Below are 24,469 nucleotides of genomic sequence, written 5' to 3'. Positions count from 1 at the left end.
GTGCAGGACCACCGGGAGTCAGCCCACGAATCCACACGGACGGCGGCCGACTCATCCCCGCATCCGCCCGCCAACCACCTGAGGTGGAAGCGGGTGATGCTGAAGCTGTCGGGCGAGGCGTTCGCCGGCAGCGAGCCGCTGGGCATCGACCCGATGATCGTCGACCACCTGGCCGACTCGATCACCGAGGCGGTCAAGGAGGGTGTGCAGGTCGCCGTCGTGGTCGGCGGCGGCAACATGTTCCGCGGCGCCACCTTGTCCCAGGGCGGCATCGACCGCACCCGCGCCGACTACATGGGCATGCTCGGCACGGTGATCAACTGTCTGGCCCTGCAGGACTTCCTGGAGCGGCGGGGCGTCGAGACCCGCGTGCAGACCGCCATCACGATGCAGCAGGTGGCCGAGCCGTTCCTGCCGCGCCGCGCGATCCGGCACCTGCAGAAGGGCCGTGTCGTGATTTTCGGCGCCGGGCTCGGCTCGCCGTTCTTCTCCACCGACACCGCCGCGTCCCAGCGCGCCCTGGAGATCGGCGCCGAGGCGCTGCTGAAGGGCACGCAGGTGGACGGCATCTACGACTCCGATCCGCGGAAGAACCCCGACGCGGTCCGGTTCGACCACCTCGACTACGGCGAGGTGCTGCTGCGCGACCTCGCGGTCATGGACGCCACCGCGATCAGCCTGTGCAAGGACAACGACCTGCCGATCGTGGTCTTCGACCTGATGGGTGAGGGCAACATCCTGCGCGCGGTACGCGGTGAGAAAATCGGCACGCTGGTGAGTCCCGCAGGGAAATGACGGAGCGAGCCCGACACCGCCAGCTAGAAGACGACAGGGAGCCGCTGTGATCGACGAAACCCTCCTCGAAGCCGAGGAAAAGATGGACAAGGCCGTCTCGGTCGCGAAGGAGGACTTCGCGAGCATCCGGACGGGCCGGGTCACGCCTGCGATGTTCAACAAGATCAGTGCCGAGTACTACGGCACGCCGACGCCGATCCAGCAGCTGGCGTCGTTCCATGTGCCCGAGGCGCGCATGGTGCTGATCCAGCCCTATGACAAGAGCTCGATGGGCGCCATCGAGAAGGCCATCCGCGACTCCGACCTCGGCGTCAACCCGACCGACGACGGCCAGGTCATCCGCGTGACGTTCCCCGAGCTGTCGGAGGAGCGCCGCAAGGAGTACATCAAGGTCGCCAGGAACAAGGGCGAGCACGCCAAGGTCTCGATCCGCAACATCCGCCGCTCCGCCAAGGACGCCCTCGACAAGCTGGTCAAGGACGGCGAGGCGGGCGAGGACGAGGTCCGGCGTGCCGAGAAGGAGCTGGACGACCTGACGCAGAAGCACGTCGCCAAGATCGACGAGCTGCTCAAGCACAAGGAAGCGGAGCTGCTCGAGGTCTGAGCGGCACGCTTCGCGCGGCGGCCCGCCGTAAGGCGGCCCGCCGAGGTAGCGGGTCTCGCCCCTACGGCCCTCGCCTCGCGGCGGGGGCCGTGGCCCCCATGTGGAGAAGGTCAGTGGAAGAACGTACGGCTGGCACCAGCCCGAGCGGCGGCAGCCGTACCGGTAGGAACCTGCCTGCCGCGATCGCCGTCGGCGTGGTCCTGGGCGCGCTCGTCATCGGCACGCTCTACACGGTCAAGGAGTTGTTCCTCCTGGTGATCGTCGCCGCCGTGGGCGTCGGCGTGCTGGAGCTGGTCAAGGCCTTCGCCATCCGCGACATCAGGGTTCCGGCGGCGCCGGTGCTGGCGGGGCTGGTGGCGATGCAGGCCGGGGCCTACTGGGGCGGGCCGGTGTGGATGCTGGCGGCGTTCGCCGTGTTCGCGTTCGTGCTGCTCATCTGGCGGATGTTCAGCGACGGCACCGACGGGTACGTCCGCGACGCGTCGGCGTCGGTGTTCACGCTCTTCTACCCCGCCATGCTCGCCGCGTTCGCGGCCATGCTGCTGCGGGAGGCGGACGGCCACCACCGGGTGCTGATCTTCATCGCGGTGACCGTGGCCAGCGACATCGGCGGGTACGTCGCGGGCGTGCTGTTCGGCCGGCACCAGATGACCGCCATCAGCCCGAAGAAGACCTGGGAGGGCTTCGCCGGCTCGCTCGTGGCGTGTACGGCGGTCGGGGCGTGGCTGGTGACGTGGCTGCTCGGCGGGGCGTTGTGGCAGGGCGCGCTGATCGGTGCCCTGGGCGCGCTGCTGGCGACGGTGGGCGACCTGATCGAGTCGATGATCAAGCGGGATCTCGGCATCAAGGACCTCGGCACGATCCTGCCGGGGCACGGCGGGCTGATGGACCGGCTGGACTCGCTGGTCACGACGCTGGTGCCGGCCTGGCTGCTGATGACCCTGTTCTTCTGAACGCAGGCTCCGGGGGGTCAGTGGTGGGCCTCCAGGGCCTCCTGCGTGACCGGGGTCAGCCACAACCAGCGGACGGCCTCGCCGCCGAACGCGAACCCCGTCATGTCGGGCATGTGAGGAGCGTCGGCCAGCATCAGCACCCCTGAGTACTGCGGCCCCAGCGGGAACGTCTCCGGCTCGTGATACCACTTGGCGGTGTGCCCGTGCCCCAGCCAGGTGATCGAGTGCCAGGGATACTGCGCCAGCCACACCAGCAGCAGCGCCGCGTCCTTCGGGTCCTCGCGGGTGGCCACGGCCAGCTCGATCCTGGCGTACGCGCCGGGCTTGTCGATCCACTGCTCGACCGTCGGCATGCGCTGGCAGCTCATCCCCACCGTGGACAACACGGTGAAGCTCCGCTTGCCGTGCGGCGGGCGCTCGGTGATGCCCACGGTGGGCAGCCGCTCGCCGCTGGCGTCCCAGTACCGCCCGGCCGGGCCCAGCACCCGGTCCAGGTGGCCCATGACGAACTGCTGGAACGACGGCCACGACCCCTCGCTGTGCCGCCAGCGCCAGTAGGACCTGGCGTTGGCGATACGGGGTTCGAGCCCTTCGAGCGCCTCCGACAGCGCCCACGCGAACGGCGACTCGCCGGCGGCGTCGCGGGCGTAGCCGGGCATGCCACGGCTCATGTCCGCCCAGCCGGGGATGACGGCCAGCAAGTCGTCGTCCTCGTACAGCGCGACCCCGTCGCCCTCCTCGAACCACAGGGCGGTGAGCTGCCCCAGCGGGCGGCGGCCCTCCGGGCGCAGCGTGTGGGGGCGGGGCATCAGCGGCGGCAGGCCGCGGTTGATGCGCGCCAGGTCCACCACGGCGGGGGCGGGCCGGTGGTTGGCCAGCCAGACGGCGCCGTGGACGGTGCCGTCCGGCGAGCACAGGTAAGCTACCGAGGCGTCCTCGTCCCGCTCGACGACGAGCGTGCGGCTCCCGTAGGGGTTGCCGACGGCGAGAACCACCTCGGCGCCACCCTCGCCGGACGCCGACCGAAAAATCGCCATACGTGAGCACTGTAGATCGGGCGGAGACCATGACGCGAGCCGTACCCTGACCAGGAATGCCTCCTCCGTTCCCAGCGTTCATTACCCTGGTCGCATACCCCGAAGCAAAGGCAGTCACGTGTCCCAGCCCCCAGGTCAGCTCACCTTCGTCGCGCCGCGACGGGCCAAGCCCGCCCGGCACCTGGCCGACCTGCCGATGCCCGAGCGGCGGGCCGCGGTGACCGAGCTGGGCGAGAAGCCCTTCCGCGCCGACCAGCTCTCCCGCCACTACTTCGAGCGGCTCACCGCGGACGTCTCCGCGATGACCGACCTGCCCGCCGCCGCCCGCGAGAAGCTGGGCGCGCTGCTGCCGACCCTGCTCACGCCGGTCAGGGAGCTGACCACCGACGGCGGCACGACGCGCAAGACGTTGTGGCGGCTGTTCGACGGGGCGCTGGTGGAGTCGGTGCTCATGCGCTACCCCGACCGGGTGACGATGTGCGTGTCCTCGCAGGCCGGCTGCGGCATGAACTGCCCGTTCTGCGCCACCGGCCAGGCGGGCCTGACCCGCAACATGTCCACCGCCGAGATCGTCGAGCAGGTCGTGGCCGGCGCGCGGGCGCTGGCGGCCGGCGAGGTGCCGGGCGGCCCCGGGCGGGTCAGCAACGTCGTGTTCATGGGCATGGGCGAGCCGCTGGCCAACTACAAGCAGGTGATCGGGGCGGTGCGGCGGCTGGTCGAGCCGGCGCCGCACGGGCTCGGCATCTCGGCGCGCGGCGTCACGGTCTCCACCGTCGGCCTGGTGCCGGCCATCGGCAAGCTCGCCGACGAGGGGCTGCCGGTGACGCTGGCGCTGTCGCTGCACGCGCCCGACGACGAGCTGCGCGACACGCTGGTGCCGATCAACACCCGGTGGAAGGTGGCCGAGGTGCTGGAGGCCGCGTGGGCGTACGCGGCGCGCACCAAGCGGCGCATCTCCATCGAATACGCCCTGATCAAGGACGTCAACGACCAGGAGTGGCGGGCCGACCTGCTCGGCAAGCTCATCAAGAACAAGCTGGTGCACGTCAACCTCATCCCGCTCAACCCGACGCCCGGCTCGAAGTGGACCGCGTCCCGGCCCGAGGACGAGCGGGCGTTCGTGCGGAGGCTGGAGTTCCACGGCGTGCCGGTGACCGTGCGCGACACGCGCGGGCGGGAGATCGACGGCGCCTGCGGCCAGCTCGCCGCCGCCGAGTAGGCGTAGCAGGGCGGGCAGACCGGCGGGCAGATCGGGGCCGCTCAGCGGTGCAGGCGTCGCCAGGCGTAGCACGCCAGGGCGAGCAGGCACCAGGCGAGCGAGACGGCGGCCAGCTCCGGGAAGCGGGTGACCAGGTCGCCGTCGTTGGCGGCGCGCATCCAGACCACCAGCGGCACCGTCAGCCAGTACAGCGGCGAGGCGCTCAGCATCAGCATCAGCAGGAAGCCGAGCACCAGCCCCATGATCGACACGGCGGGGGAGGGCACCACGGCCCTGCTGGTGAGCGCGCCCAGCGCGGTGCCGGTCAGGGCCGCCAGGGCGTGCATGGCCACCCCGGCGGCCAGCACCCCGCCGGACGGCCGGGCGCTCATGCCGAGCAGCAGCGCCGCGGCCAGGCCGACGGCGGCGAACGTCACGCAGGCCACCAGCGCCGCCACGAGCCCCGCGGCCAGCTCCCTGCCCCGGCCGCCCACCGTCACCACCGACATCTCGCGCTGCCGGTCGGGCTCGGTGTCGAGCAGGCTCCGGGCCGACCAGGCCAGGATGGGGATGATCAGTACGGCCGCGTCGGCCAGGACGCCCGCCTCCTCGCCGCGCGGGGCCCGGCTGCCGTGCAGGATCGCCAGCATGGCCAGGGTCAGCAGGAGCCCCTGGTAGACGCGGTGCGAGCGGACGTAGGCGGCCAGGCGGAAGACGGTCAGGTGAGTCACGGCGGACACGGCCGATACAGCGGACACAGCGGACACAGCGGACACAGCGGACACGGCGGACGCGGCAGGGGTGGAGGGCGCGGAGGGCGCGGAGGGCCCGTCGGGGGCGGTCATCGGGCGGGCTCCTCGATCTCGCGGGCCAGGTAACCCTCGTGGCGCATCCGGGCGAGGAAGCGGGGCAACTCGCCGGCGGGCACGGTGACGGCCACGGTGACGCTCCCGGGATCGACCGGCTCGGGGTCGACCGGCTCGGGGTCGACCGGCTCGGGGTCGACCGGCCCGAGGTCGGCCGGCCCTAGATAGGCCGGCCCGAGATAGGCCGGCTCAGGGTCGGGCAGCCCGGCTTCGGGCAGCTCGGGGGCGGGCAGCTCGGCTTCGGGTGGTGACAGGGGCTCGTGGAGGCGGCCGTCGATGACCGTCCAGTGCCGGAGGGACGGTAACGAGCGCAGCCCGCCCTGGTGGTCGCTGACCACGACGATCCCGCCCCGGCCCGCCACCTCGGCCGCGATCCCCGGCAGCGCCGCGCGGGTGCCGGCGTCCAGCCCGGCGAAGGGCTCGTCCATGATCAGCAGCCCTGGCTCGGCCATCAGCGCCTGCGCCAGCCCCACCTTGTGCCCGCTGCCCTTGGACAGCTCGCTCAGCGGCGTCCCCAGCAGGTGCTCCATGCGCAGCCGCTCGGCCCACGGCTCCCACCGCGCCCCGCCCCGCATCCGGGACACGTGCCGCAGGTACGCCGCCACCGTGAACGGCTGCCCGGCCGGGAACCGGTCGGGCGCGAACCCGACGATCCGGGGCCGCCCGCTGATCGTCCCCCTCGTGGGCCGGGCCAGCCCGGCCAGGAGCCGCAGCAGGGTGGACTTGCCCGCGCCGTTGACGCCGGTCAGCTCGATGACGTCGCCGGGCTCCAGCGCGGCGTCGGCCCCCTGGATGACGAAGGGATCACGCCGCCGGTAGCGGAAAGAGACCTGAGACAGTCGCATGGTGGTGTAACGGTATATGTCGGGGTGCCTGGCCGGGATAAAGAGCCACAATGGAACCACCCCAGCACGATTCACGAGGAGCGTGAGCTTGAACCGCTTTCCACGCGTCATGGGTATGCGTTCAGGCTACGACCCGGCGGAAGTCGACACCCTGATCGGGCGCATCGAAGCGACGCTGGGCCGGGGCCCCCGCACCTTGGAGCCGATCAGCGCCGACGAGGTGCGCGCGGCCACCTTCCGCGCCAAACGCGGCGGTTACCAGGAGACCGCCGTGGACTTCGCCCTGGAGGCGTTCGTGGTGGCGCTGGAGACGCAGGCCAAGTGGCCGGTACGGCTGGCCATGACCGAGCCGACCGGGGAGATGTTGCGCGAGGAGTGGTTCGAGACGCAGGCGGCCCGGGTCGAGCGGGTGGCCTTCCGCTCGGGCCGGATGGGCACCGGCTACAACGAGGACGAGGTGGACGCCTTCCTCGACCGCATCGTGGCCACGCTGCGCGGCACCACCGACTACCCGGTGACGGCGAAGGAGGTGCGGGAGGTGCGGTTCTCGACCGTGCTGCTGAGATCCGGCTACCTCATCGCGGACGTGGACGCCTTCCTCGCGGGCATCGCCGACGTCCTCGACCAGCGCGGCGGCTGAGCCCCGCGCCTACAGGCTCTGCACGACCGTGAGCAGGCCGTGCAGGTCGGGCAGCGCGCGCTGGATGATGGTCTCGTCCGGGGCGCGCTCGCCGAGCCGGTTGATCCACACCCGGCGCACGCCGAGCCGGTGCGCCGGCACCATGTCGTGGAAGTAGCTCTGCGCCACGTGCACCCACGCCGTCGGCTCGTGGGCGCGCCGGAACGTCGTGAAGTGCGCCGGGGACGGCTTGTAGTCGCGGGCGTCCTCGGCGGTCACCACCGCGTCGAACGGCACCGGCAGCCGCCGCAACGTCCCGGCGATCAGGTCGCGGTCGCAGTTGGTGAGCAGCGCGAGGTTCCAGCCGGCCGCCCGCAGGGCCGACAGCTCGGTGCCGACCTCGGGGAAGACCGGCCAGTACGGGATCGTGGCGGCCAGCACCGTGGCGTCGTCGGCGTTCAGCTCCACCTTCTCCTCCGCGCAGGCCCGGCGCAGCGTCTCGGCCAGCACGTGGCGGTAGCGCAGCGCCGGTGACTCGGCCTGCACGGCGTGCTCGTGCCGGTGGTACGCCTCCAGCAGCCGCTCCCCCCGCCCGGGTGCGATCAGCTCGGCACTGGTACGCACGCCGTGCCGCCAGTCGACGAGAGTTCCGAAGCAGTCGAACGTCACCCATCTCATAAGTCACATAATGAGGGCCATGACCCTTTCCGTACGACCCATCGGGCCCGGCGACCGGGAAAGCGTGTCGGCGGTGCTGCGGGAGAGCTGGGGCGGCACCACCGTGGTCGCCCTGGGCCGGGGCGAGCTGGTGGACGCCTCCGTCCTGCCCGGTTTCGTGGCGGAGCTGGACGGCCGGCTCGCCGGCGTCGTCACCTACGGGGAGCGGGACGGCGCGGTGGAGATCATCACGATCGACGCGGTGATCCCCGGCGTGGGGGCCGGGCGGGCGCTGCTCGACGCGGTCCGGGCCGCGGCCGCCGAGCGGGGCGCGGCCAGGCTGTGGCTGATCACCACGAACGACAACACCCACGCCCTGCGCTTCTACCAGCGCTACGGCTTCGACCTGGTGGCGCTGCACCGGCACGGGGTGGAGCGGGCCAGGAAGCTGAAGCCGTCCATCCCGGCCGAGGCCGACGGCATCCCGATCAGGCACGAGCTGGAGCTGGAGCTCGTGCTGAAGGCGGAGCTGGTCCCCGCCGACTTCGCCGTGCCCCGCGAGCTGGTCACCCCGCGGTTCCGCCTGGAGCCCCTGGGGCCCCGGCACAACGCCGCCGACCACGCCGCCTGGACCGGCAGCATCGAGCACATCCGGGCGACCCCGGGCTTCCCCGACCACGGATGGCCGCCCGTGGACGGCATGACCCTGGAGGCCAACCTCGCCGACCTGCGGCGCCACGAGAACGACTTCGCCCGGCGCCGCGGGTTCACCTACACCGTCCTCGACCCGGCCGGCGACGAGGTGATCGGGTGCGTCTACATCTATCCCTCCCGCGGCGGCGACCACGACGCCGAGGTCTCCTCCTGGGTCCGGGCCGACCGGGCCGAGCTGGACGCGCCCTTGTACGAGGCCGTGACGGCCTGGCTGGCCGAGCGCTGGCCCTTCGCGCGGGTCGACTACCACCCGCGCTGAGCTCACGCCCGCGGAGCCGCCGGAGGAGGCGGCGGAGGAGGAGGCGGCGGCGCGGACGTGACCGCCTCCTCCGTGGCGGGCTCGTCGGGACGGTGCAGCAGCGCCACGATCACCGACACCACGGGCGCGGCCAGGAACGCGCCGACGATCCCGGCGATCACGCTGCCCACCGCGATCGCCACCAGGATGACCGCGCCGGGCAGGTCGAGGGCCTTGCCGTAGATCTGCGGCGCGAGCACATGCCCTTCGAGCTGCTGCACCGCCACGGTCACCGCGACCACGATGAGCGCCACCAGCCAGCCCTTGGCCACCAGCGCCACCACGGCCGCCAGCAGTCCGGCCAGGAACGCCCCCACCACCGGCAGGAACGCCCCGACGAACGTCAGCACCGCCAGCGGCAGCGCCATCGGCACGCCCAGGATCCACAGCGCGATCCCGATGAAGAACCCGTCCACCGCGCCCACGATCGCGATGCCGCGGACGTAGCGGCCGACCACCGAGAAGATCAGGTGCCCGGCCGAGGTCAGCCGGGCCCTGGCCCGCGCCGGGGCGAGGCCCACCAGCCAGCGGAACAGGTGGTCGCCGCTGTGCACGAAGTAGATCGACAGGATCACCGCCAGCACCGCGCCGACCACGATCTCGCCGGCCGTCCTGACCCCGGCCAGCGCCCCGGTGGTGATCGTCCGGCTCTGGCCGGACAGCCAGTCCCTGACCTGCGCGAGGAGCTGCTGGTCGCTGAGCCCGAACCGGGCGGTGAGCTCGTGCAGGTCGTCGAGCACGGTGCCCACGCTGGCCTGCAACTGGCCGAAGCTCTCCACGGTGGGCGGCACCAGCAGCGCGACGAGCCCCGCCGCCAGCACCAGCCCCGTCACGAAGACCACCGTGGTCGCCAGGGCGCGGTTGAAGCCGTGCCGCCAGAGCCGGCGGGCCGGCGGCACCAGCAACGCCGTCAGGAACACGCCGATGACGAGCGAGATGGCCACCGTGCGTATCTGGTAGAGGCAGAAGCAGGCCACGGCGATCACACCGGCCCATCCCAGCAGCCGCCACGGTCTCATCCTGCGCCCCCTCGCGTCCGGTGAGGGTGCCTACCCGGCCCGACCGGCGGCAATCCTCAGCCGGGAGGGGCCAGGTGGAGGTGCTGGGCGCGCTTGCCGGCCGCGTACTCCTCCCGGACCGCCTCCGGCGTGCCCACCTGGGCCACCGGGACGTCCCACCACGCCCGCGAGGACGGCACGTCGTCGGCCAGGCGGTCGGTGCGTACGTGGATCACCGTCGTCACGTCGCCCGCGCGTGCCGCGTCGAGCGCCTTGCGCAGGTCGGCGACCGTCTCGGCGCGCACCACGGCCGCGCCGAGGCTGGCGGCGTTGGCGGCCAGGTCCACCGGCAGCGGGCCGCCGTCCCCGGCGGTGTAGGCGGTGCCGAGCCGCCGCGCGCCGACGCTCTCCGACAGCCGCCCGATCGAGGCGAAGCCGGAGTTGTCCACCAGGACCACGGTCAGCTTGACGCCCTCGGCCACGGCGGTGACCAGCTCCTGGGCCATCATCAGGTAGGACCCGTCGCCGACCAGCACGAACACCTCGCGCTCCGGTGCCGCCAGCTTCACGCCGAGCCCGCCCGCGATCTCGTAGCCCATGCACGAGTAGCCGTACTCCACGTGGTAGCTGCCGGGGCCGCTCGGCCGCCACAGCTTGTGCAGGTCGCCGGGCATCGAGCCGGCCGCGCACACGACCACGCCGTCCGCGCCGGCCGCCGCGTTGACCGCGCCGATCACCGCGGCCTGCGACGGCGGCGTGCCCTCCAGCGCGAACGCCGCGTCCACGGCCGCGTCCCACTCCCGCGTCAGCTCGCCCGCCCGCTCGCGCAGGGCCGGCGGGGCGCTCCAGCCCGCCAGCGCGCCGGCCAGCTCCGCCAGGCCCTCGCGGGCGTCGGCGACGAGCTGCAGGCCCGACAGCTTGGCCGCGTCGAAGCCGGTGACGTTGATGTTGACGAAGGCCGCGTCCGGGGCGAAGAGGGTGCGCGAGGCGGTGGTGAAGTCGCTGTAGCGGGTGCCGACGCCGATGACCACGTCCGCCTCGCGGGCCAGCGCGTTGGCGGCCGTGGTGCCGGTCGCGCCGATCGCGCCGACGGCGAGCGGGTGCCCGTGCGGCAGCGCCCCCTTACCTGCCTGGGTCTCGGCCACCGGGACGCCGAACCGCTCGGCGAAGGCCCGCAGCTCGCCGGTGGCCTCGCTGTAGAGCGCGCCGCCGCCCGCCACGATCAGCGGCCGCTCGGCCGCCCGCAGCCGCTCGGCGGCCCGCTCCAGGGCGGCCCGCTCGGGGCGGGGCCGCGGGACGTGCCAGACCCGGCGGGCGAACAGCTCCTCCGGCCAGTCGTACGCCTCGGCCTGCACGTCCTGGGGCAGGGCCAGCGTCACCGCGCCGGTCTCGGCCGGGTCGGTGAGCACCCGCATGGCCGCCAGCAGCGCGGACGGGAGCTGCTCCGGCCGGTTGATCCGGTCCCAGAAGCGGGAGACCGGCTTGAGGCAGTCGTTGACCGAGATGTCGTAGGAGCGCTGGTCCTCCAGCTCCTGCAGCAGCGGGCCGGCCACGCGGGTGGAGAACAGGTCGCCCGGCAGCAGCAGCACCGGCAGCCGGTTGATGGTGGCGCCCGCCGCGCCGGTGACCATGTTGGTCGCGCCGGGGCCGATCGAGGTGGTGCAGGCCAGCGTGGCCAGCCGGTTGCTGGCCCGGGCGTAGCCGGCGGCGGTGTGGACCATCGCCTGCTCGTTGCGGCTCAGCAGGTAGGGCAGCTCGTCCCCGGTTTCGCCGGCGGCCTCGTTCGCGGTGGCGAGGGCCTGGCCGATGCCCGCGACGTTGCCGTGGCCGAAGATGCCGACGCAGCCCCCGAAGAAGCGGCGCTCCACGCCGTCGCGCTCGCTCCACTGGCGGGCCAGGAAGCGCACGACGGCCTGCGCGACGGTCAACCGGATCACGACGTCCTCCCGAACGGCAGCCTGGGGTCGATGGCCTGGCCGTCCCAGGAGGAGCGGATCCAGGCGTGGCGGGGGTCGTCGCAGAAGGACATCGAGCGTTCCTCGGCGGGCCCGGCCAGGACGTTGAGGTAGTAGAGGTCGTAGCCGGGGGCGGCCATCGAGGGGCCGTGGTAGCCGTAGGGGACCAGGACGACGTCGCCGGAGGAGACCTCGGCGAGCGTGTCGATCTGGCCCCCTTCGGAGGAGTAGACGCGCTGGTAGCCGGCGCCCTGGTCGGCGACCTCGAAGTAGTAGATCTCCTCCAGCACGGCCTCGCCGGGGTTGGGGGTGTCGTGCTTGTGCGGCGGGTACGACGACCAGTTGCCCGACGGCGTGAGCACCTCGACGGCCATGAGCTTGTGGCAGTCGAGGACGCCGGGGGCGCAGAAGTTGTTGACCTGCCGGCTGGCCTGGCCGGCGCCGCGCAGCTCCACCGGGACCTCGGCCGCGGCGACGTACCGGGCAGGGAAGGGCTCGGTGGCGCGGGCGGAGGGCAGCGCGATCCGCCCCGCACCCTCGATGGTCACTTCCGTAGATATCGGGATATAGGCGAAATCTGAGGGTCCGTCGAAGACCGACGGCCGCCCCGCCAGCTCGAACCGGTCCCCGGGCAACCGCACCGAGCACGACCCGGCGAGGGGGAGGACCAGCATCTCCTCCTCGCCGGTGCCGAACGTCACCGGAGCGTCGGTCAGGTCGAGGATCCGCAGGCCGGAGTAGGTCCACCCGGCCAGGGACGGGGTGACCTCCACCGACCAGGGGCCGTTGGCGGTCTTGCCGTACGGAAGGTAGGTCATGCGCGCGCCTCTCGCACCAGTGCCGCGGCGCCGTCCACCGCGGCGGCCACATCATCGTCCGGAGGGTAGAGCAGGGCCCGGCCGACCACGAGCCCCCGCACCCCGGGCAGGCGCAGCGCGCGGTCCCAGTCGGCGAAGGCGGCGTCGATGTCCGGCGGGTCGCCGCCGAGCAGCAGGGCGGGCAGCGTGGTGGCCGCCATCACCTGCTCCATCTCGGCGATCGCGGGGATCTTGAGCCAGGTGTAGGCCGAGGTCACGCCGAGGGCCTGGGCGACGCTGATCGCCCGGATCACCGCCTCGGGCGACAGGTCGTTGCGCAGCGCGCCCGACTCGGTGCGCAGCGACCAGAACGGCTCCACCATCGCCATCAGCTTGCGCCCGGCCAGCTCGCTGACCGCGCGGGCGCAGGACTCCAGCGTGTTGACGGTGCCGTGGTCGGCCGGGTCGATGCGGCAGAGCATCTTGCCGCCGTCCAGCCGCATGGCGTCGATGGTGGCGGCGTCGAAGCCGGTGAAACGGTCGTCCAGCTCGAACACCGAGCCCTGCAGGCCGCCCCGGTTCATCGAGCCGAAGGCCAGCCGGCCGTCCAGCGCGCCCAGCAGGAGCAGGTCCTCCAGCACGTCGGGGGCGGCCAGAATGCCGTCCACGCCGGGCCGCGACAGCGCCGTGCACAGGCGGTCGAGCAGGTCGGCGCGGCTGGCCATCGCCAGCGGGCGGTCGCGTACGGCCAGGGAGCCGCGGGCGGGGTGGTCGGCGGCGATGATGAGCAGGCGCTCACCCTGGCCGGGCAGCCCGCGCCGCTGCCGGCGGGCCGCGGCCTCGGCGATCTCCTCGGGGCGGGTGGCGCGGATGTGGGTGAGGTGCTCGTAGCCGGTGACGGGGGGCAGGACGAGGTCGCTCACCGGGTCACCCCGCTCAGCAGCTCCTCCACCTCGGCCGTCGTGGGCATGGCGTCGGCGCAGGCCAGGCGGGCGGCCACGAAGGCGCCCGCGGCGTTGGCGAAGCGGACCGTGCGCTCCAGCGGCCAGCCGCGCAGCAGCCCCAGGCACAGGGCGCCGCCGAACGCGTCGCCCGCGCCTATCCCGTTGACCACGTCCACCTCCACCGGCTCGACCAGGCAGCTCTCCTCGGCGGTACGCGCGTGGACGCCCTCGGGGCCCATCTTCACGATCGCCACCCGCACCCCGGCCGCCAGCAGCGCCTCGGCCGCGGCCCCCGGCTCGCGCACGCCGACCGCGGTCTCGACCTCCTCCAGGTTGCCGACGGCGACGTCCGCGTGCGGCAGCATGCGGGCCGCCGCCGCGCGGGCGGCCTCGCGCGACTCCCACAGCGCGGCCCGGTAGTCCAGGTCGAACACCGTCCATCCGGTACGGCGCGCGGCCAGGGCGGCGGCGTGGGCGGCCGCGCTCGGCTCCCTGCTCAGCCCGGTCAGCGAGAACCAGAACATCCGGGCCGCCGCGATCGACTCCAGGTCGAGGGAGTCGGCGGTCAGGCGCAGGTCGGGCGGGTGCTCGCCGCGGTAGAAGTAGATGGGGAAGTGGTCGGGCGGGAAGATCTCGCAGAACGTGACCGGGGTCGGCGCCCCGGGATAGGTCGCCACGTACCTGTCGTCGACGCCGAACCCGCGGATCGCCTGCCGCACGTACTCGCCGAAGGGGTCGGCGCCCACGCCGGTGATCACGGCGGAGCGCAGCCCGTGGCGGGCCGCCGCGACGGCCACGTTGGTCGGGCTGCCGCCGAGGAACTTGCCGAAGGTCTCGACGTCGGCCAGCCCGACGCCGGTCTGCAGCGGGTAGACGTCGACGCCGCAGCGGCCGATCGTGATCAGGTCGTACAACGCACCTCCTGGGGGGAAGCTTACCTTCGACACTATGGCATATTGTCATGACATGCGTATGTCCGCCACGTTCCGTCGCTACCTCCCTGTAATACGGCCGGACCTTTACGTCATATGCATGTCATGACATATTGGCCAATGGCTTACCTCCTCAAACAACGACGTGCCGGAGGGTTTGCATGGCAATGCGGAAGATCGCCGTGGTGCTCGCCGCGGCCGGCCTCGGGCTCGCCGCCTGCGGCCAGTCGTCCGGCGGTGGCGGCGGTGGTGGCGCCATAGAGTTGACGATCACCCAGAACGCCATCGCCGGCGGCAAGAACGCGGCGGCGGCCGGTTTCGTGGCCAACTGGGTGATCCCGAAGTTCGAGGCCGCCCAGAAGGCCAAGGGGAAGGACGTCACGGTCAAGTTCGTCCCCAGCGGCGTCGACGACGAACAGTACAAGACCAAGCTCTCCCTGGACCTCAAGTCAGGCAAGGGCGCGGACGTGATCGACATCGACGGCATCTGGGCCGGCGAGTTCGCCCAGGCCGGCTACATCAAGCCGCTGGCCGACGTGGTGGGCCCCGAGGCCGAGAGCTGGGAGGGCTGGTCGCAGATCCCCGAGTCCGTCCAGGGGCTGGCCACCTACGAGGGCAAGAAGTACGCCCTGCCGATCGGCACGGACGGCCGGGTGCTCTACTTCAACAAGACGTTGTTCGGCAAGGCCGGGCTGCCGGCCGACTGGCAGCCGAAGAGCTGGCAGGAGATCATCGACGCCGGGACGAAGCTCAAGGCGTCCGGCGTGCCCGTGCCGATCCAGATCAACGCCGGCACCGCGATGGGCGAGGCCACCTCCATGCAGGGCGTGTTGCCGCTGCTGGCCGGCGCGGGCGGCCAGGTGCAGCAGGACGGCAAGTGGACCGGTGCCTCGCAGGCGCTGAAGGACGCGCTCGGCCTCTACCAGAAGATCTACGGCGGCGGCCTGGGCGACCCCAAGCTGCAGCAGGAGGCCAAGGGCCGCGACAAGTCGTTCCAGCAGTTCGCCGCGGGCAAGATCGGCATCCTCATGGAGGGCGACTACTTCTGGCGCGGCGTGGTCAACCCCAAGGACGGTGTCGCCCCCATGGACGACCGCGACCAGAACGTCGGCTACGCCCTGATCCCCGCCATCGAGCCCGGCAAGGGCATCCGCGGCCAGGACTTCGTCAGCATGTCCGGCGGCGCGCTGCGCACGGTCAACCCCAACAGCAAGCACCCGAAGGAAGCCTTCGAGCTGCTGGCCTTCACCCTCTCCCCGGAGGCGCTGAAGGAGGAGACCAAGGACGGCAACGTGCGCATCACTCCGCGCACCGACGTCAACAAGGAGATCCTGGCCGGGCAGCCGCTGCTGACGTTCATCTCGGAGAAGGTGCTGCCGCTGACGGCCTACCGGCCGCCGGTCGCGGTCTACCCGCAGGTGTCGGTGGCGCTGCAGGAGGCCACCGCCGCGGTCGTCGGCGGCACCCCGCCCGACCAGGCGGCGGCCGACTACCAGAAGAAGCTCGAAGGAATCGTCGGTGGCGCAGGCAATATCGCCTCCTGAGGCACTCGGCGAGGACAAGCGGGGCCGCGGCGCCGGATACAGCTCCGACGCCGCCGGCCTCGGCAGGCTGCGCGCGGGGGCCTTCGTGGCCCCCGCCCTCCTGCTCATCGCGGCCTTCCTCGTCTTCCCCGCGCTCTGGGTGCTCTACCTGGGGCTGACCAACTACCGCCTGACCGGGGCCGCGGCGGCCGAGCCGAGCTTCGTGGGGCTGGACAACTTCACCGGCGCGGTCGCCGACCCCGGCTTCTGGAACTCCACCTGGCTGACCGTGCAGTTCGTGCTCGGCTCGGCCGTCATCGGCCAGGTCGTGCTCGGCTTCACCATCGCCTGGCTGCTGCGCGACCGGCGCGGCCCGCTCAAGCGGCTGGTCGAGGGCCTGGTCATCCTGGCCTGGATCCTGCCCAGCGCCGTGGTGTCGTTCCTGTGGGTGGCGCTGCTCGACCGCGACGGCGGCACGCTCAACGCGCTGCTCGGCATCCCCGGCTTCCCGTGGCTGCTCGACCACCCGATGTTGTCGATCGTCATCTTCAACACCTGGCGCGGCACCGCGTTCTCGATGATGTTGTACGGCGCCGCCCTCGGCAACGTCCCGCCCTCGCACCTGGAGAGCGCCCGGCTGGCCGGGGCCTCCGGCTGGCAGCAGCTACGCGACGTGGTCTTCCCGCACATCCGCGGCCACATCCTGACGAACCTGCTGCTCATCAGCCTGTGGACGTTCAACGACTTCAGCCCGTTCCTGCTCACCGCGGGCGGCCCCGACGGCAGGTCCGAGGTGCTGGCCGTGCACGTGTACAAGGTCGCGCTGCAGAGCGGCGAGCTGGGCCACGGGGCCGCGGTCTCCACGATCATCCTGCTGATCAACCTGGTCGTGGCGGTGTTCTACCTGCGGCTGCTCAGGAGCAAGTCATGACGCCCCGGTTCGTGCTCGGCCGGATCGGCTTCTACACGCTGATCGCGGTGCTGCTGGCCTTCTTCACCGTCCCGCTGCTGTGGCTGGTGACCGCGCCGTTCACCTCCGACCCCACCTACGAGGTGCGGATGCCCGACTTCACCTGGGAGAACTTCCAGGCGGTCGTGGAGCACCCGTACGCGCTGCCGTCGTTGTGGAACTCGCTGGTGTTGTCGGTGGGCACGGCGCTGCTGGTCGTGGTGCTGGCGGCGCTGGCGGCGTACGCGCTGAGCAGGGTGCGGCTGCCGGGGCGCGACGCGCTGCTGTACGCGTTGCTGCTGCTGTCGTCGATCGTCACGGGGACGGCGGCCATGGTGCCGCTGTTCCAGCTCGCCGTGGAGCTCAACCTCATCGACTCGCAGCTCGGGCTGATCCTCATCCTGTCCGGCGGGCTGCTGCCGGCCGCGATCTTCATGCTCAAGGACTTCGTGGACTCGACGCCCCAGTCGTACGAGGAGTCCGCGCGGGTGTTCGGCGCCTCGCCGCTGCAGATCGTGCGGCACGTGGTCGTCCCCCTGGTGCGGCCCGGCCTGGCGACCATCGCGGTGTGGGCCGTGGCCAACGTGTGGGGGAACTTCCTCATGCCGTACCTGCTGCTGAGCGACGTGGAGAAGCAGCCGGCGGCGGTGATCACGTACACGCTGTACACCGAGGGCGGGCAGGCCAACCTGCGCATGTTGTCCACGTTCGGGCTGCTCTACTCGGTCCCCGTGGTGCTCATGTACCTGTTCGTCAGCAAGAAATACGGCTTCCGCTTCCACGGAGGGATCAAGCGTTAATGGCCGCCATCGAACTACGCGGGCTGACCAAGGTCTACCCCGGCGGAGTGAAAGCCCTCGACGCGCTCGACCTGGTCATCCCCGACGGCGAGTTCTTCGCCCTGCTCGGGCCCTCCGGCTGCGGCAAGACCACCCTGCTGCGCACGATCGCCGGGCTGGAGGCCGCCACCGGCGGGTCCGTGCTCATCGGCGAGCGCGACGTCACCGGCACCCAGCCGGGCGGGCGCGACGTGGCCATGGTCTTCCAGGACTACGCCCTGTTCCCGCACATGGACGTCACCGACAACATCGCCTACCCGCTGCGCATCAAGAAGGTCCCCAAGGGGACGCGCCGCGACAAGGCCGCCGAGGTCGGCGCGCGGCTCGGCCTGGAGCACCTGATGGACCGGCGGCCGGGGCAGCTGTCCGGCGGGCAGCAGCAGCGGGTCGCGCTGGCCCGCGTCATGGCCACGCAGGCGCAGGCGTTCCTGTTCGACGAGCCGCTGTCCAACCTGGACGCCCGGCTGCGGCTGGAGGCGCGCACGTTCCTCAAGAAGCTCCAGCGCGAGCTGGGCGTCACCACGGTCTTCGTCACCCACGACCAGGCCGAGGCCCTGGCCATGGCCGACCGGATGGCCGTCATGGAGGCCGGGCACATCCGGCAGATCGGCACGCCGGCCGAGGTGTTCCGGCGGCCGGCCAACACGTTCGTGGCCGCCTTCATCGGATCGACCCCCATGAATCTGCTCGACGGGACCGTACGAGGTGACACGCTGGAGGTGGCAGGGTGCAAGGTGGCCGTCCCGGCCTCGGCGCAGGGGCGGCTGCGGGACGGAGAGACGATCGTGTACGGCGTGCGGCCCGAGTACATGGCCTACTCGGCCGGCCCCGCGGAGGGCGCGCTGGGCGGGAAGGTGGCCATCGTGGAGAACCTGGGCGCCTCCCATCTGGTGACGCTCGACGTGGGCGAGGTGATCGTGCAGGCCGTCGTGCCCGAGGGCGACGAGCCGGCCGTCGGCGACGACGGCTACGCGCTGCCCCGCCGCGACCGGGCGCTGGTCTACCGCGACGGGGAGCTGGTCGGGTGAGCGGGCACCGGAGCCTGACCGGGCACTGGAGCCTGGACGACCGGCTGGAGCGCATCCTGCGCGAGGTGCCCTTCGAGGTCCCGCCCGGCACTGCCGCCGTCACCGTCCGCCTGTCCTACGACCGCTCGCAGGGCGTGCTCGACCTGGGCTGCGGCGCGCCCGGCGGGTTCCGCGGCTGGTCGGGCGGCGCGCGTGACACGTACACGATCGCCCCCTCGTGGGCCACCCCGGGCTACCTGCCCGGCGAGCCCGAGCCCGGCACCTGGCAGGTGTGGCTGCGCCTGCACCGCATCCCGCCCCAGGGCCTCGACTTCACGCTGCAGATCGAGACCGCCACCGCGGCCCCGCCCGAGCCGGTCGCCGCGGAGCCGCCGCACGGCGAGCGCCCGCCCCGGCGCGACCTGCCCGGCGTGGACGGCCTGCGCTGGCACGCCGGCGACTTCCACGCCCACACCGTGCACAGCGACGGCGCGCTGACCATCGCCGAGCTGGCCGAGCTGGCCCACGGGCGCGGCCTGGACTTCCTGGCCGTCACCGACCACAACACCGTCAGCCACCACCCCTGGCTGGCCAAGGCCGGCCGCGGCGTCACGCTCATCCCCGGCCAGGAGGTCACCACCGACCGCGGCCACGCCAACGTCTTCGGCGACGTCGGCTGGGTGGACTTCCGCGAGCCCGCCGGCTCCTGGGCCGAGCACGCCGAGCGGGCGGGTGGCCTCATGTCGGTCAACCACCCGCTCGGCGGCGACTGCGCCTGGCTGCTGCCGATCGAGCGCCGCCCGCGCGTCGCCGAGGTCTGGCACTCCGGCTGGTGGGACCGGCGCTGGGGCGCCCCCATCGCCTGGGCGCAGGCATGGCGGGACGACGTGATCGCGATCGGCGGCAGCGACTTCCACCGCCACGGCTCCGACGGCCTGCCCGGCGCGCCCACCACCTGGGTGCTGGCCGAGGACCCCGCCACGGTCCTGGACGGCGTGCGCGCCGGGCGCGTGGCCGTCTCGGCGGGGCCGGACGCGCCGCTGCTGCTGCGGCTGGGGGACGAGCTGCTGGCGCTGGACGCCGACGGCCTGGTCCTGGTCCGCCCCTCCGGCGAGCGCCAGGTGATCCGCGGCGAGCGCGTGCTGCTGCCCGCCGCCGAAGGGCCCCATCGGTTGGAGACGTACGAGAACGAGGTGATGGGACTGTGCGAGTGAAGGTCGCCAACGCGCCGGTGAGCTTCGGCGTGTTCGAGCTGAGCGACGCGCCGCCGCCGCTCGGCCCCGACGCGATGGTCCGCGCGCTGGCCGAGGCCGGCTACGAGGGCATCGACTCCGGCCCGATCGGCTACCTGGGCACCGGCACCGAGCTGGCCGACCGGCTGGCCGGCAACGGGATGCTGCTCGCGGGCGGCTGGGTGGACCTGCGTTACGGCGACGCCGAGGCGTACGCGCGGGGCCTGCCCGCCCTGGAGGCGGCGCTGGAGGTGTTCACGGCTGCGCCCCCGGCGCCGGAGGGGTTCGCGCCCCGGCCCACGCTGGCCTGCTCGGGCTCGCCTGAGCGGTTCGCGCGGCCCGGCGGGAGCGTTCCAGGGCTGGCCGCCGGCGAGTGGCGGGCCTACGCCGCCCGCGTCCAGGAGGCCGCCGACCGCTGCCGCGAGCGCGGCCTCGAACCGGCCTTCCACCACCACCTCGGCACCTATGTCGAGACGCCGGACGACGTCGAGCGCCTGCTGGAGCTGACCGACGTGCAGCTCTGCCTGGACACCGGCCACCTCCTGCTGGCCGGCGGCGACCCGGTGACCGCGCTGCGCGACTGGGCGGAGCGCGTCGGGCACGTGCACATCAAGGACGGCGACACCAAGATCCAGGCCCAGGCCCTGGCCGACGGCGCCGACCTGCGCGAGCTGATGGGCCGCGGCGGGTTCGCCCTGCTCGGCGAGGGCGAGCTGGACCTGCCCGCCGTGGTGCGCGTGCTCGGCGAGATCGGCTACTCGGGCTGGGTCGTCATCGAGCAGGACACCCTGCCTGGCCGGCGCACCGTCGAGCGGAACATCGCCGACCAGGCCGCCAACCGCCGCAAGCTGGAGGAGCTGGGACTGTGAGAATCGCGCTCATCGGGTGCGGCGCCGTCACGCAGGCGGTGTACGTGCCGCTGCTGTCCAGGCGCCGCGACCTGTTCGAGGTGACGGCCGTCTGCGACCTGTCGCGCACGCTGGCCGACGCCGCCGGCGACCGGCTGGGCGCCCCCGGCCGCCACACCGATGTGGACGACCTGCTGGCCGCCGGCGGCTTCGAGGCCGTGCTCGTGCTGGCCTCCGGCTCCCACGGCGAGACCGTGCGCCGCGCGCTGGCCGCCGGCTACGCCGTGCTGTGCGAGAAGCCGCTCGCGCTCACCCGGGCCGAGGTGGCGGCGCTGCCCGAGGGGCGGCTGATGGTCGGCTACATGAAGCAGTACGACCCCGCCGTGCGCCGGGCCGAGGAGCTGCTGGCCGAGCTGGGCGGCCCCGGCGTGATCCGGTCGGTCGAGGTGACGGTGCTGCACCCGAGCGGGGAGTCGCAGCTCGCCTTCGCCAACCTCACCCAGGCCCGCGACGTGGACGCCGGGCTGCTGGAGTCGCTGCGCGCGGCCGAGCGGGAGCTGATGACGCGGGCGGTGGGGGAGTCCGCGCCGGTGCGGAGCCTGTACGGCATCGCCCTCGGCTCGATCTGCCACGACCTGTCGCTGCTGCGCCGCTTCACCGGCTCGCCCGCCGCGATCTCGCACGTGGAGACCTGGGGCCCGGCGCCCGGCTCGGTCGAGATCTCCGGGCCGCTGCCCGCCCAGGGCCGCTTCTCCATCCGCTGGCACTACCTGGAGGACTACCCGGCCTACCGGGAGACCGTGGCCGTCCACCACGACACCGGCACGCTGGAGCTGGTCTTCCCCTCGCCCTACCTCATGAACGCCCCCACGACGCTCACCGTCGTGTCCGGCGCCGAGAGCCGCAACGAGTACCGCGACGTCACCGAGGCGTTCGAGGTGCAGCTGGCCGCCTTCCACGCCTTCGTCAACGACGGCAAGCCGCCGCTCACCGACGCCGGGGGCGCGCTGGAGGACATCGTGACCGCGCAGCGGATCGCCGCGCGCTACGCCGAGCAGCACGAGCTGCCGATCGGAGGAGAGGCCGCGTGAGCACCGGACCCGTGACCCCCGAGATCGTGGTGGTCCCGCACACGCACTGGGACCGTGAGTGGTACGAGCCGTTCCAGCGCTTCCGGCTGCGCCTGGTGGCGCTGCTGGACGAGGTGCTCGACACCATGGAACGCGAGCCCGCCTACCACTTCACCCTGGACGGCCAGCTCGCCTGCGTGGACGACTACCTGGAGGTGCGGCCGGAGAACCGCGACCGGATCGCCGCCCTGGTCGAGTCCGGGCGGCTGGCGATCGGGCCGTGGCAGATCCTGCTGGACGAGTTCCTGTGCTCGGGCGAGAACATCGTCCGCAACCTGGAGCTCGGCATGGACCGGGCGGAGAAGCTGGGCGGCGCGATGCCGGTCGGCTACCTGCCCGACATGTTCGGGCACACCGCCCAGATGCCGCAGATCCTGCGCAAGGCCGGGTTGCTGCACGCCTGCGTCTACCGCGGCGTCCCGTCCGCCGTCACCACCGACGCCTTCGCCTGGGTGGCCCCCGACGGCACCGCGATCCGCACCCAGTACCTCCCGGCGGGCGGCTACGGCAACGGCGCCCACCTGTTCTACGACCCGGCCGGGCTGGCCGAGCGGGCGGCGGCCTTCGTCGCGACCATGCGCCGCTGGCACGGGCCCGAGGGGTCGCTGCTGGCGATGTACGGCACCGACCACTCGGCGCCGGTGCGCGGCCTGCCCGGGATGGTGGCGGCGATCGGTGCCCGCATGGACACCTTGTCCGGATATATCAGTGCTTATTCCGGGGACGTGGCCGGCCTGCCGCGCGTGACCGGCGAGCTGCGCTCGCACGCCCGCGCCAACATCCTGCCCGGCGTCATCTCCGTCCGCCCCCACCTCAAGCAGGCGATGGGCCGCGCCGAGCGCATGGTCGAGCGCTACGCCGAGCCGCTGGCCGCGCTCTGGGGCGGCGAGTGGCCCGGCCGCTTCCTCGACATGGCCTGGTGGCGGCTCGTGGACGCCAGCGGCCACGACTCGGTGACCGGCTGCGGCGTGGACGAGACCGCCCAGCAGGTGGCCGCCCGCATCGCCGAGGCCGAGCACCTCGGGCAGGCCGTGCGCGACATGGTGACCGCCCGCCTGGCCGCCGCCGTGCCCTCCGACGGCGTCCTCGTCGTCAACCCCACGCCCGCCGCCCGCGCCGCCGTCGTCCTCCTGGACGTCGCCGGCGACGATCCCCTGGTGGACCCCACCGGCGCCCCCGTCCCCCTGCAACCCCTCGAACACGCCCCCACGCTCCTGCTCGACGAGGAGATGGACCCGGCCGTCGCGCTCACCTTCATCCACGGCACCGAGCTGTACGGCCAGCACATCGCCGCCTGGTCCGTCGAGGACGGCACGCTGACCTTCACCGTGGCCCGCGAGCCCTCGACCGCCTTCGACGTCGCCGACCTGCGCGGCGCCCTCGACGGCGTGACCCGCGTCCGCATCGTCGCCGAGCCGCGCCGCACCGTCGCCGCCCTGGTCCAGGCCCCTCCGCTCGGCCACACCAGCCTGCGCCCCCGCCCCCACGACCAGGTGTTCACCGCCCCCGGCTCGCAGGACGCCGCCCGCCACGACCCGGCCTGCTGGCTCGCCTCCGACACCGCCGCCCTCCCGGTGCGCGGGGACACGGAGGTCCTCGACAACGGCCTGCTCCGCGTCACGATCGCCGGCGACGGCACGCTGAGCCTGCTCGGCGCCGACGGCACCAGCGTGACCGGCGCGGGCCGCCTCGTGGACGGCGGCGACGTGGGCGACACCTACAACTACGCGCCCCCCGCGCACGACCTGCTCGTCGCCGACCCGGTCACGGTCGAGACCGAGCTCGTCTGCTCGGGCCCGCTGGTGGCCGCGGTGGACGTCCACCGCACCTACCTCTGGCCTGCCGCCGCCGACGGCTCGCCCGACGCCCCCGAGCTGCCCGCGCCCTCCCGCGCCGCGCGTACCGAGGAGATCCGGGTCAGCACCCGCGTCGAGCTCCGCGCCGGGGAGCCCTACGTCCGCCTCGCCCTCCAGTTCGACAACCGCTGCGCCGACCACCGGGTCCGCCTCCACGTCCCGCTCCCGGGGCCGGCCACGGAGTCGTACGCCGAGGGCCAGTTCGCCGTCGTCACCCGCGGCCTGAGCGCCGAGCCCGGCTGCGGCGAGACCCCGCTGCCCACCTTCCCCGCCTCCTCCTGGGTGGCCGCGGGCGGTGTGGCCGCGCTGCTGGAGCACGTCACCGAGTACGAGCTGACCGCCGAGGGCGACCTCGCCCTGACCCTGCTCCGCTCGGTCGGCTACCTCTCCCGCAACCGCAACGCCCTGCGCCCCGAACCCGCGGGCCCCCAGCTCCCCACCCCGGCCGCCCAGTCCCGCGGCCTGCGTACGGTGAGCCTGGCCCTGATGCCCTGCGCGTCCTGGCGGGAGGCCGTGCCCGCGGCCGAGACCTTCCGCCACGACCTGGTGACGGTCGCCGGCGCCGGCGAGCCCTTCCTCCCGCTCCCGCCCGCCGCCCCCGGCCTGTCGGTGACGGGCGACGGCGTGGCGATGACCTCGCTCCGCGTCCGCGACGACTGGCACGAGCTGCGCGTCGTCGCCCTCACCCCGGACGCCGCGGAGGCCGTCGTCTCCGGCGGCCTCGCCGAAGCCCGCCACGCCGACCTCCGCGGCCGCCCCGGCGCCCCGCTGCCGGTCACGGACGGCTCGGCCCGCCTTCCCCTGCGCCCCTGGGAGATCGCCACCATCCAGTTCCGTAAACTGTGAGTAATGAGTCGAACGCGTGTAGTAATG

The 24,469-nt window shown here is 72.9% G+C and carries 23 protein-coding genes; 14 read left to right on the top strand and 9 right to left on the bottom strand.

All coding sequences use genetic code 11. The features are described from left to right. The first annotated feature begins 96 nt into the window (after positions 1-96). From pyrH to AB0H75_RS43205, 3 genes are all read left to right on the top strand, one after another. A complete protein-coding gene (gene pyrH, locus AB0H75_RS43215; RefSeq protein WP_367806590.1) occupies positions 97-795 on the top strand; it encodes a UMP kinase in 699 nt (232 codons plus the stop codon). Between the two features lie 46 nt (positions 796-841). Beyond that, a complete protein-coding gene (gene frr, locus AB0H75_RS43210) occupies positions 842-1,399 on the top strand; it encodes a ribosome recycling factor (protein WP_367806526.1) in 558 nt (185 codons plus the stop codon). A 113-nt stretch (positions 1,400-1,512) separates the two neighbouring features. Further along, the gene (locus AB0H75_RS43205; protein ID WP_367806524.1) at positions 1,513-2,352 is read left to right on the top strand and encodes a phosphatidate cytidylyltransferase; all 840 of its coding nucleotides are present in this window, start codon (positions 1,513-1,515) and stop codon (positions 2,350-2,352) included. Between the two features lie 17 nt (positions 2,353-2,369). On the opposite strand, the gene AB0H75_RS43200 is transcribed toward AB0H75_RS43205, so the two are convergent. Continuing rightward, entirely contained in the window at positions 2,370-3,389 is a 1,020-nt protein-coding gene (locus tag AB0H75_RS43200) for a suppressor of fused domain protein (protein ID WP_367806522.1), read from the bottom strand. Between the two features lie 118 nt (positions 3,390-3,507). Here AB0H75_RS43200 and rlmN point away from each other — a divergent pair, with 118 nt between their 5' ends. After that, the gene (gene rlmN / locus AB0H75_RS43195; RefSeq protein WP_367806520.1) at positions 3,508-4,608 is read left to right on the top strand and encodes a 23S rRNA (adenine(2503)-C(2))-methyltransferase RlmN; all 1,101 of its coding nucleotides are present in this window, start codon (positions 3,508-3,510) and stop codon (positions 4,606-4,608) included. Between the two features lie 41 nt (positions 4,609-4,649). Here rlmN and AB0H75_RS43190 read toward each other — a convergent pair whose 3' ends face one another. Together AB0H75_RS43190 and AB0H75_RS43185 are read right to left on the bottom strand one after the other, a co-directional pair. After that, entirely contained in the window at positions 4,650-5,327 is a 678-nt protein-coding gene (locus AB0H75_RS43190; RefSeq protein ID WP_367806518.1) for a hypothetical protein, read from the bottom strand. A 101-nt stretch (positions 5,328-5,428) separates the two neighbouring features. Further along, on the bottom strand, positions 5,429-6,298 hold the full coding sequence (locus tag AB0H75_RS43185) for an ATP-binding cassette domain-containing protein (RefSeq protein WP_367806516.1): 870 nt from the start codon (positions 6,296-6,298) through the stop codon (positions 5,429-5,431). 109 nt (positions 6,299-6,407) lie between these two features. On the opposite strand from AB0H75_RS43185, the gene AB0H75_RS43180 reads away from it, so the two are divergent. Beyond that, positions 6,408-6,938, top strand: a complete 531-nt coding sequence (locus AB0H75_RS43180) for a DivIVA domain-containing protein (RefSeq protein ID WP_367806514.1) — start codon at positions 6,408-6,410, stop codon at positions 6,936-6,938. A gap of 9 nt (positions 6,939-6,947) precedes the next feature. Here AB0H75_RS43180 and AB0H75_RS43175 read toward each other — a convergent pair whose 3' ends face one another. After that, the gene (locus AB0H75_RS43175) at positions 6,948-7,595 is read right to left on the bottom strand and encodes an HAD family hydrolase (protein ID WP_367806512.1); all 648 of its coding nucleotides are present in this window, start codon (positions 7,593-7,595) and stop codon (positions 6,948-6,950) included. Positions 7,596-7,614: 19 nt separating this feature from the next. On the opposite strand from AB0H75_RS43175, the gene AB0H75_RS43170 reads away from it, so the two are divergent. Next, positions 7,615-8,547, top strand: coding sequence for a GNAT family N-acetyltransferase (locus tag AB0H75_RS43170; RefSeq protein WP_367806510.1), 933 nt, complete (start codon positions 7,615-7,617; stop codon positions 8,545-8,547). A gap of 2 nt (positions 8,548-8,549) precedes the next feature. On the opposite strand, the gene AB0H75_RS43165 is transcribed toward AB0H75_RS43170, so the two are convergent. Genes AB0H75_RS43165 through iolC form a run of 5 tightly spaced genes read right to left on the bottom strand, consistent with a single transcriptional unit; the run spans position 8,550 to position 14,194 of the window. Continuing rightward, positions 8,550-9,605, bottom strand: a complete 1,056-nt coding sequence (locus tag AB0H75_RS43165) for an AI-2E family transporter (protein WP_367806508.1) — start codon at positions 9,603-9,605, stop codon at positions 8,550-8,552. A gap of 56 nt (positions 9,606-9,661) precedes the next feature. After that, positions 9,662-11,518: a 3D-(3,5/4)-trihydroxycyclohexane-1,2-dione acylhydrolase (decyclizing) gene (gene iolD / locus AB0H75_RS43160; protein ID WP_367806588.1), complete on the bottom strand. Its 1,857-nt coding sequence runs from the start codon at positions 11,516-11,518 to the stop codon at positions 9,662-9,664. Further along, positions 11,518-12,357 (bottom strand): 5-deoxy-glucuronate isomerase, encoded by an 840-nt coding sequence (iolB, locus tag AB0H75_RS43155; RefSeq protein ID WP_367806506.1) that lies wholly within the window; start codon positions 12,355-12,357, stop codon positions 11,518-11,520. Before iolB ends, iolD begins: the two co-directional genes overlap by 1 nt. Beyond that, entirely contained in the window at positions 12,354-13,259 is a 906-nt protein-coding gene (locus AB0H75_RS43150; RefSeq protein ID WP_367806504.1) for a deoxyribose-phosphate aldolase, read from the bottom strand. Before AB0H75_RS43150 ends, iolB begins: the two co-directional genes overlap by 4 nt. Then, positions 13,256-14,194 carry a 5-dehydro-2-deoxygluconokinase gene (gene iolC / locus AB0H75_RS43145; protein WP_367806502.1) on the bottom strand — a complete coding sequence of 313 codons (939 nt, stop codon included), beginning with the start codon at positions 14,192-14,194 and terminating at the stop codon, positions 13,256-13,258. The genes AB0H75_RS43150 and iolC overlap by 4 nt, the downstream gene beginning before the upstream one ends. A gap of 179 nt (positions 14,195-14,373) precedes the next feature. Between iolC and AB0H75_RS43140 the strand changes: the two genes are divergently transcribed. From AB0H75_RS43140 to AB0H75_RS43105, 8 genes are read left to right on the top strand one after another with little or no spacing between them, the layout of a single operon-like run. Then, positions 14,374-15,756, top strand: coding sequence for an extracellular solute-binding protein (locus AB0H75_RS43140; protein ID WP_367806500.1), 1,383 nt, complete (start codon positions 14,374-14,376; stop codon positions 15,754-15,756). After that, entirely contained in the window at positions 15,731-16,666 is a 936-nt protein-coding gene (locus tag AB0H75_RS43135) for a carbohydrate ABC transporter permease (RefSeq protein ID WP_367806497.1), read from the top strand. The genes AB0H75_RS43140 and AB0H75_RS43135 overlap by 26 nt, the downstream gene beginning before the upstream one ends. After that, positions 16,663-17,484 carry a carbohydrate ABC transporter permease gene (locus AB0H75_RS43130; protein WP_367806495.1) on the top strand — a complete coding sequence of 274 codons (822 nt, stop codon included), beginning with the start codon at positions 16,663-16,665 and terminating at the stop codon, positions 17,482-17,484. The genes AB0H75_RS43135 and AB0H75_RS43130 overlap by 4 nt, the downstream gene beginning before the upstream one ends. Continuing rightward, the gene (locus tag AB0H75_RS43125; protein ID WP_367806493.1) at positions 17,484-18,551 is read left to right on the top strand and encodes an ABC transporter ATP-binding protein; all 1,068 of its coding nucleotides are present in this window, start codon (positions 17,484-17,486) and stop codon (positions 18,549-18,551) included. The genes AB0H75_RS43130 and AB0H75_RS43125 overlap by 1 nt, the downstream gene beginning before the upstream one ends. Next, entirely contained in the window at positions 18,548-19,744 is a 1,197-nt protein-coding gene (locus AB0H75_RS43120; protein ID WP_367806491.1) for a CehA/McbA family metallohydrolase, read from the top strand. The genes AB0H75_RS43125 and AB0H75_RS43120 overlap by 4 nt, the downstream gene beginning before the upstream one ends. Beyond that, on the top strand, positions 19,735-20,631 hold the full coding sequence (locus tag AB0H75_RS43115; protein WP_367806489.1) for a TIM barrel protein: 897 nt from the start codon (positions 19,735-19,737) through the stop codon (positions 20,629-20,631). Before AB0H75_RS43120 ends, AB0H75_RS43115 begins: the two co-directional genes overlap by 10 nt. Then, a complete protein-coding gene (locus AB0H75_RS43110; RefSeq protein WP_367806487.1) occupies positions 20,628-21,701 on the top strand; it encodes a Gfo/Idh/MocA family protein in 1,074 nt (357 codons plus the stop codon). The genes AB0H75_RS43115 and AB0H75_RS43110 overlap by 4 nt, the downstream gene beginning before the upstream one ends. Then, positions 21,698-24,442 (top strand): glycoside hydrolase family 38 C-terminal domain-containing protein, encoded by a 2,745-nt coding sequence (locus tag AB0H75_RS43105; protein WP_367806485.1) that lies wholly within the window; start codon positions 21,698-21,700, stop codon positions 24,440-24,442. The genes AB0H75_RS43110 and AB0H75_RS43105 overlap by 4 nt, the downstream gene beginning before the upstream one ends. The last annotated feature ends 27 nt before the right edge of the window (positions 24,443-24,469 follow it).

It is taken from the genome of Nonomuraea sp. NPDC050783 (genome assembly GCF_040802095.1).
Classification (GTDB): Bacteria; Actinomycetota; Actinomycetes; order Streptosporangiales; family Streptosporangiaceae; genus Nonomuraea.
This window is presented reverse-complemented; position numbering and strand designations above follow the sequence as displayed.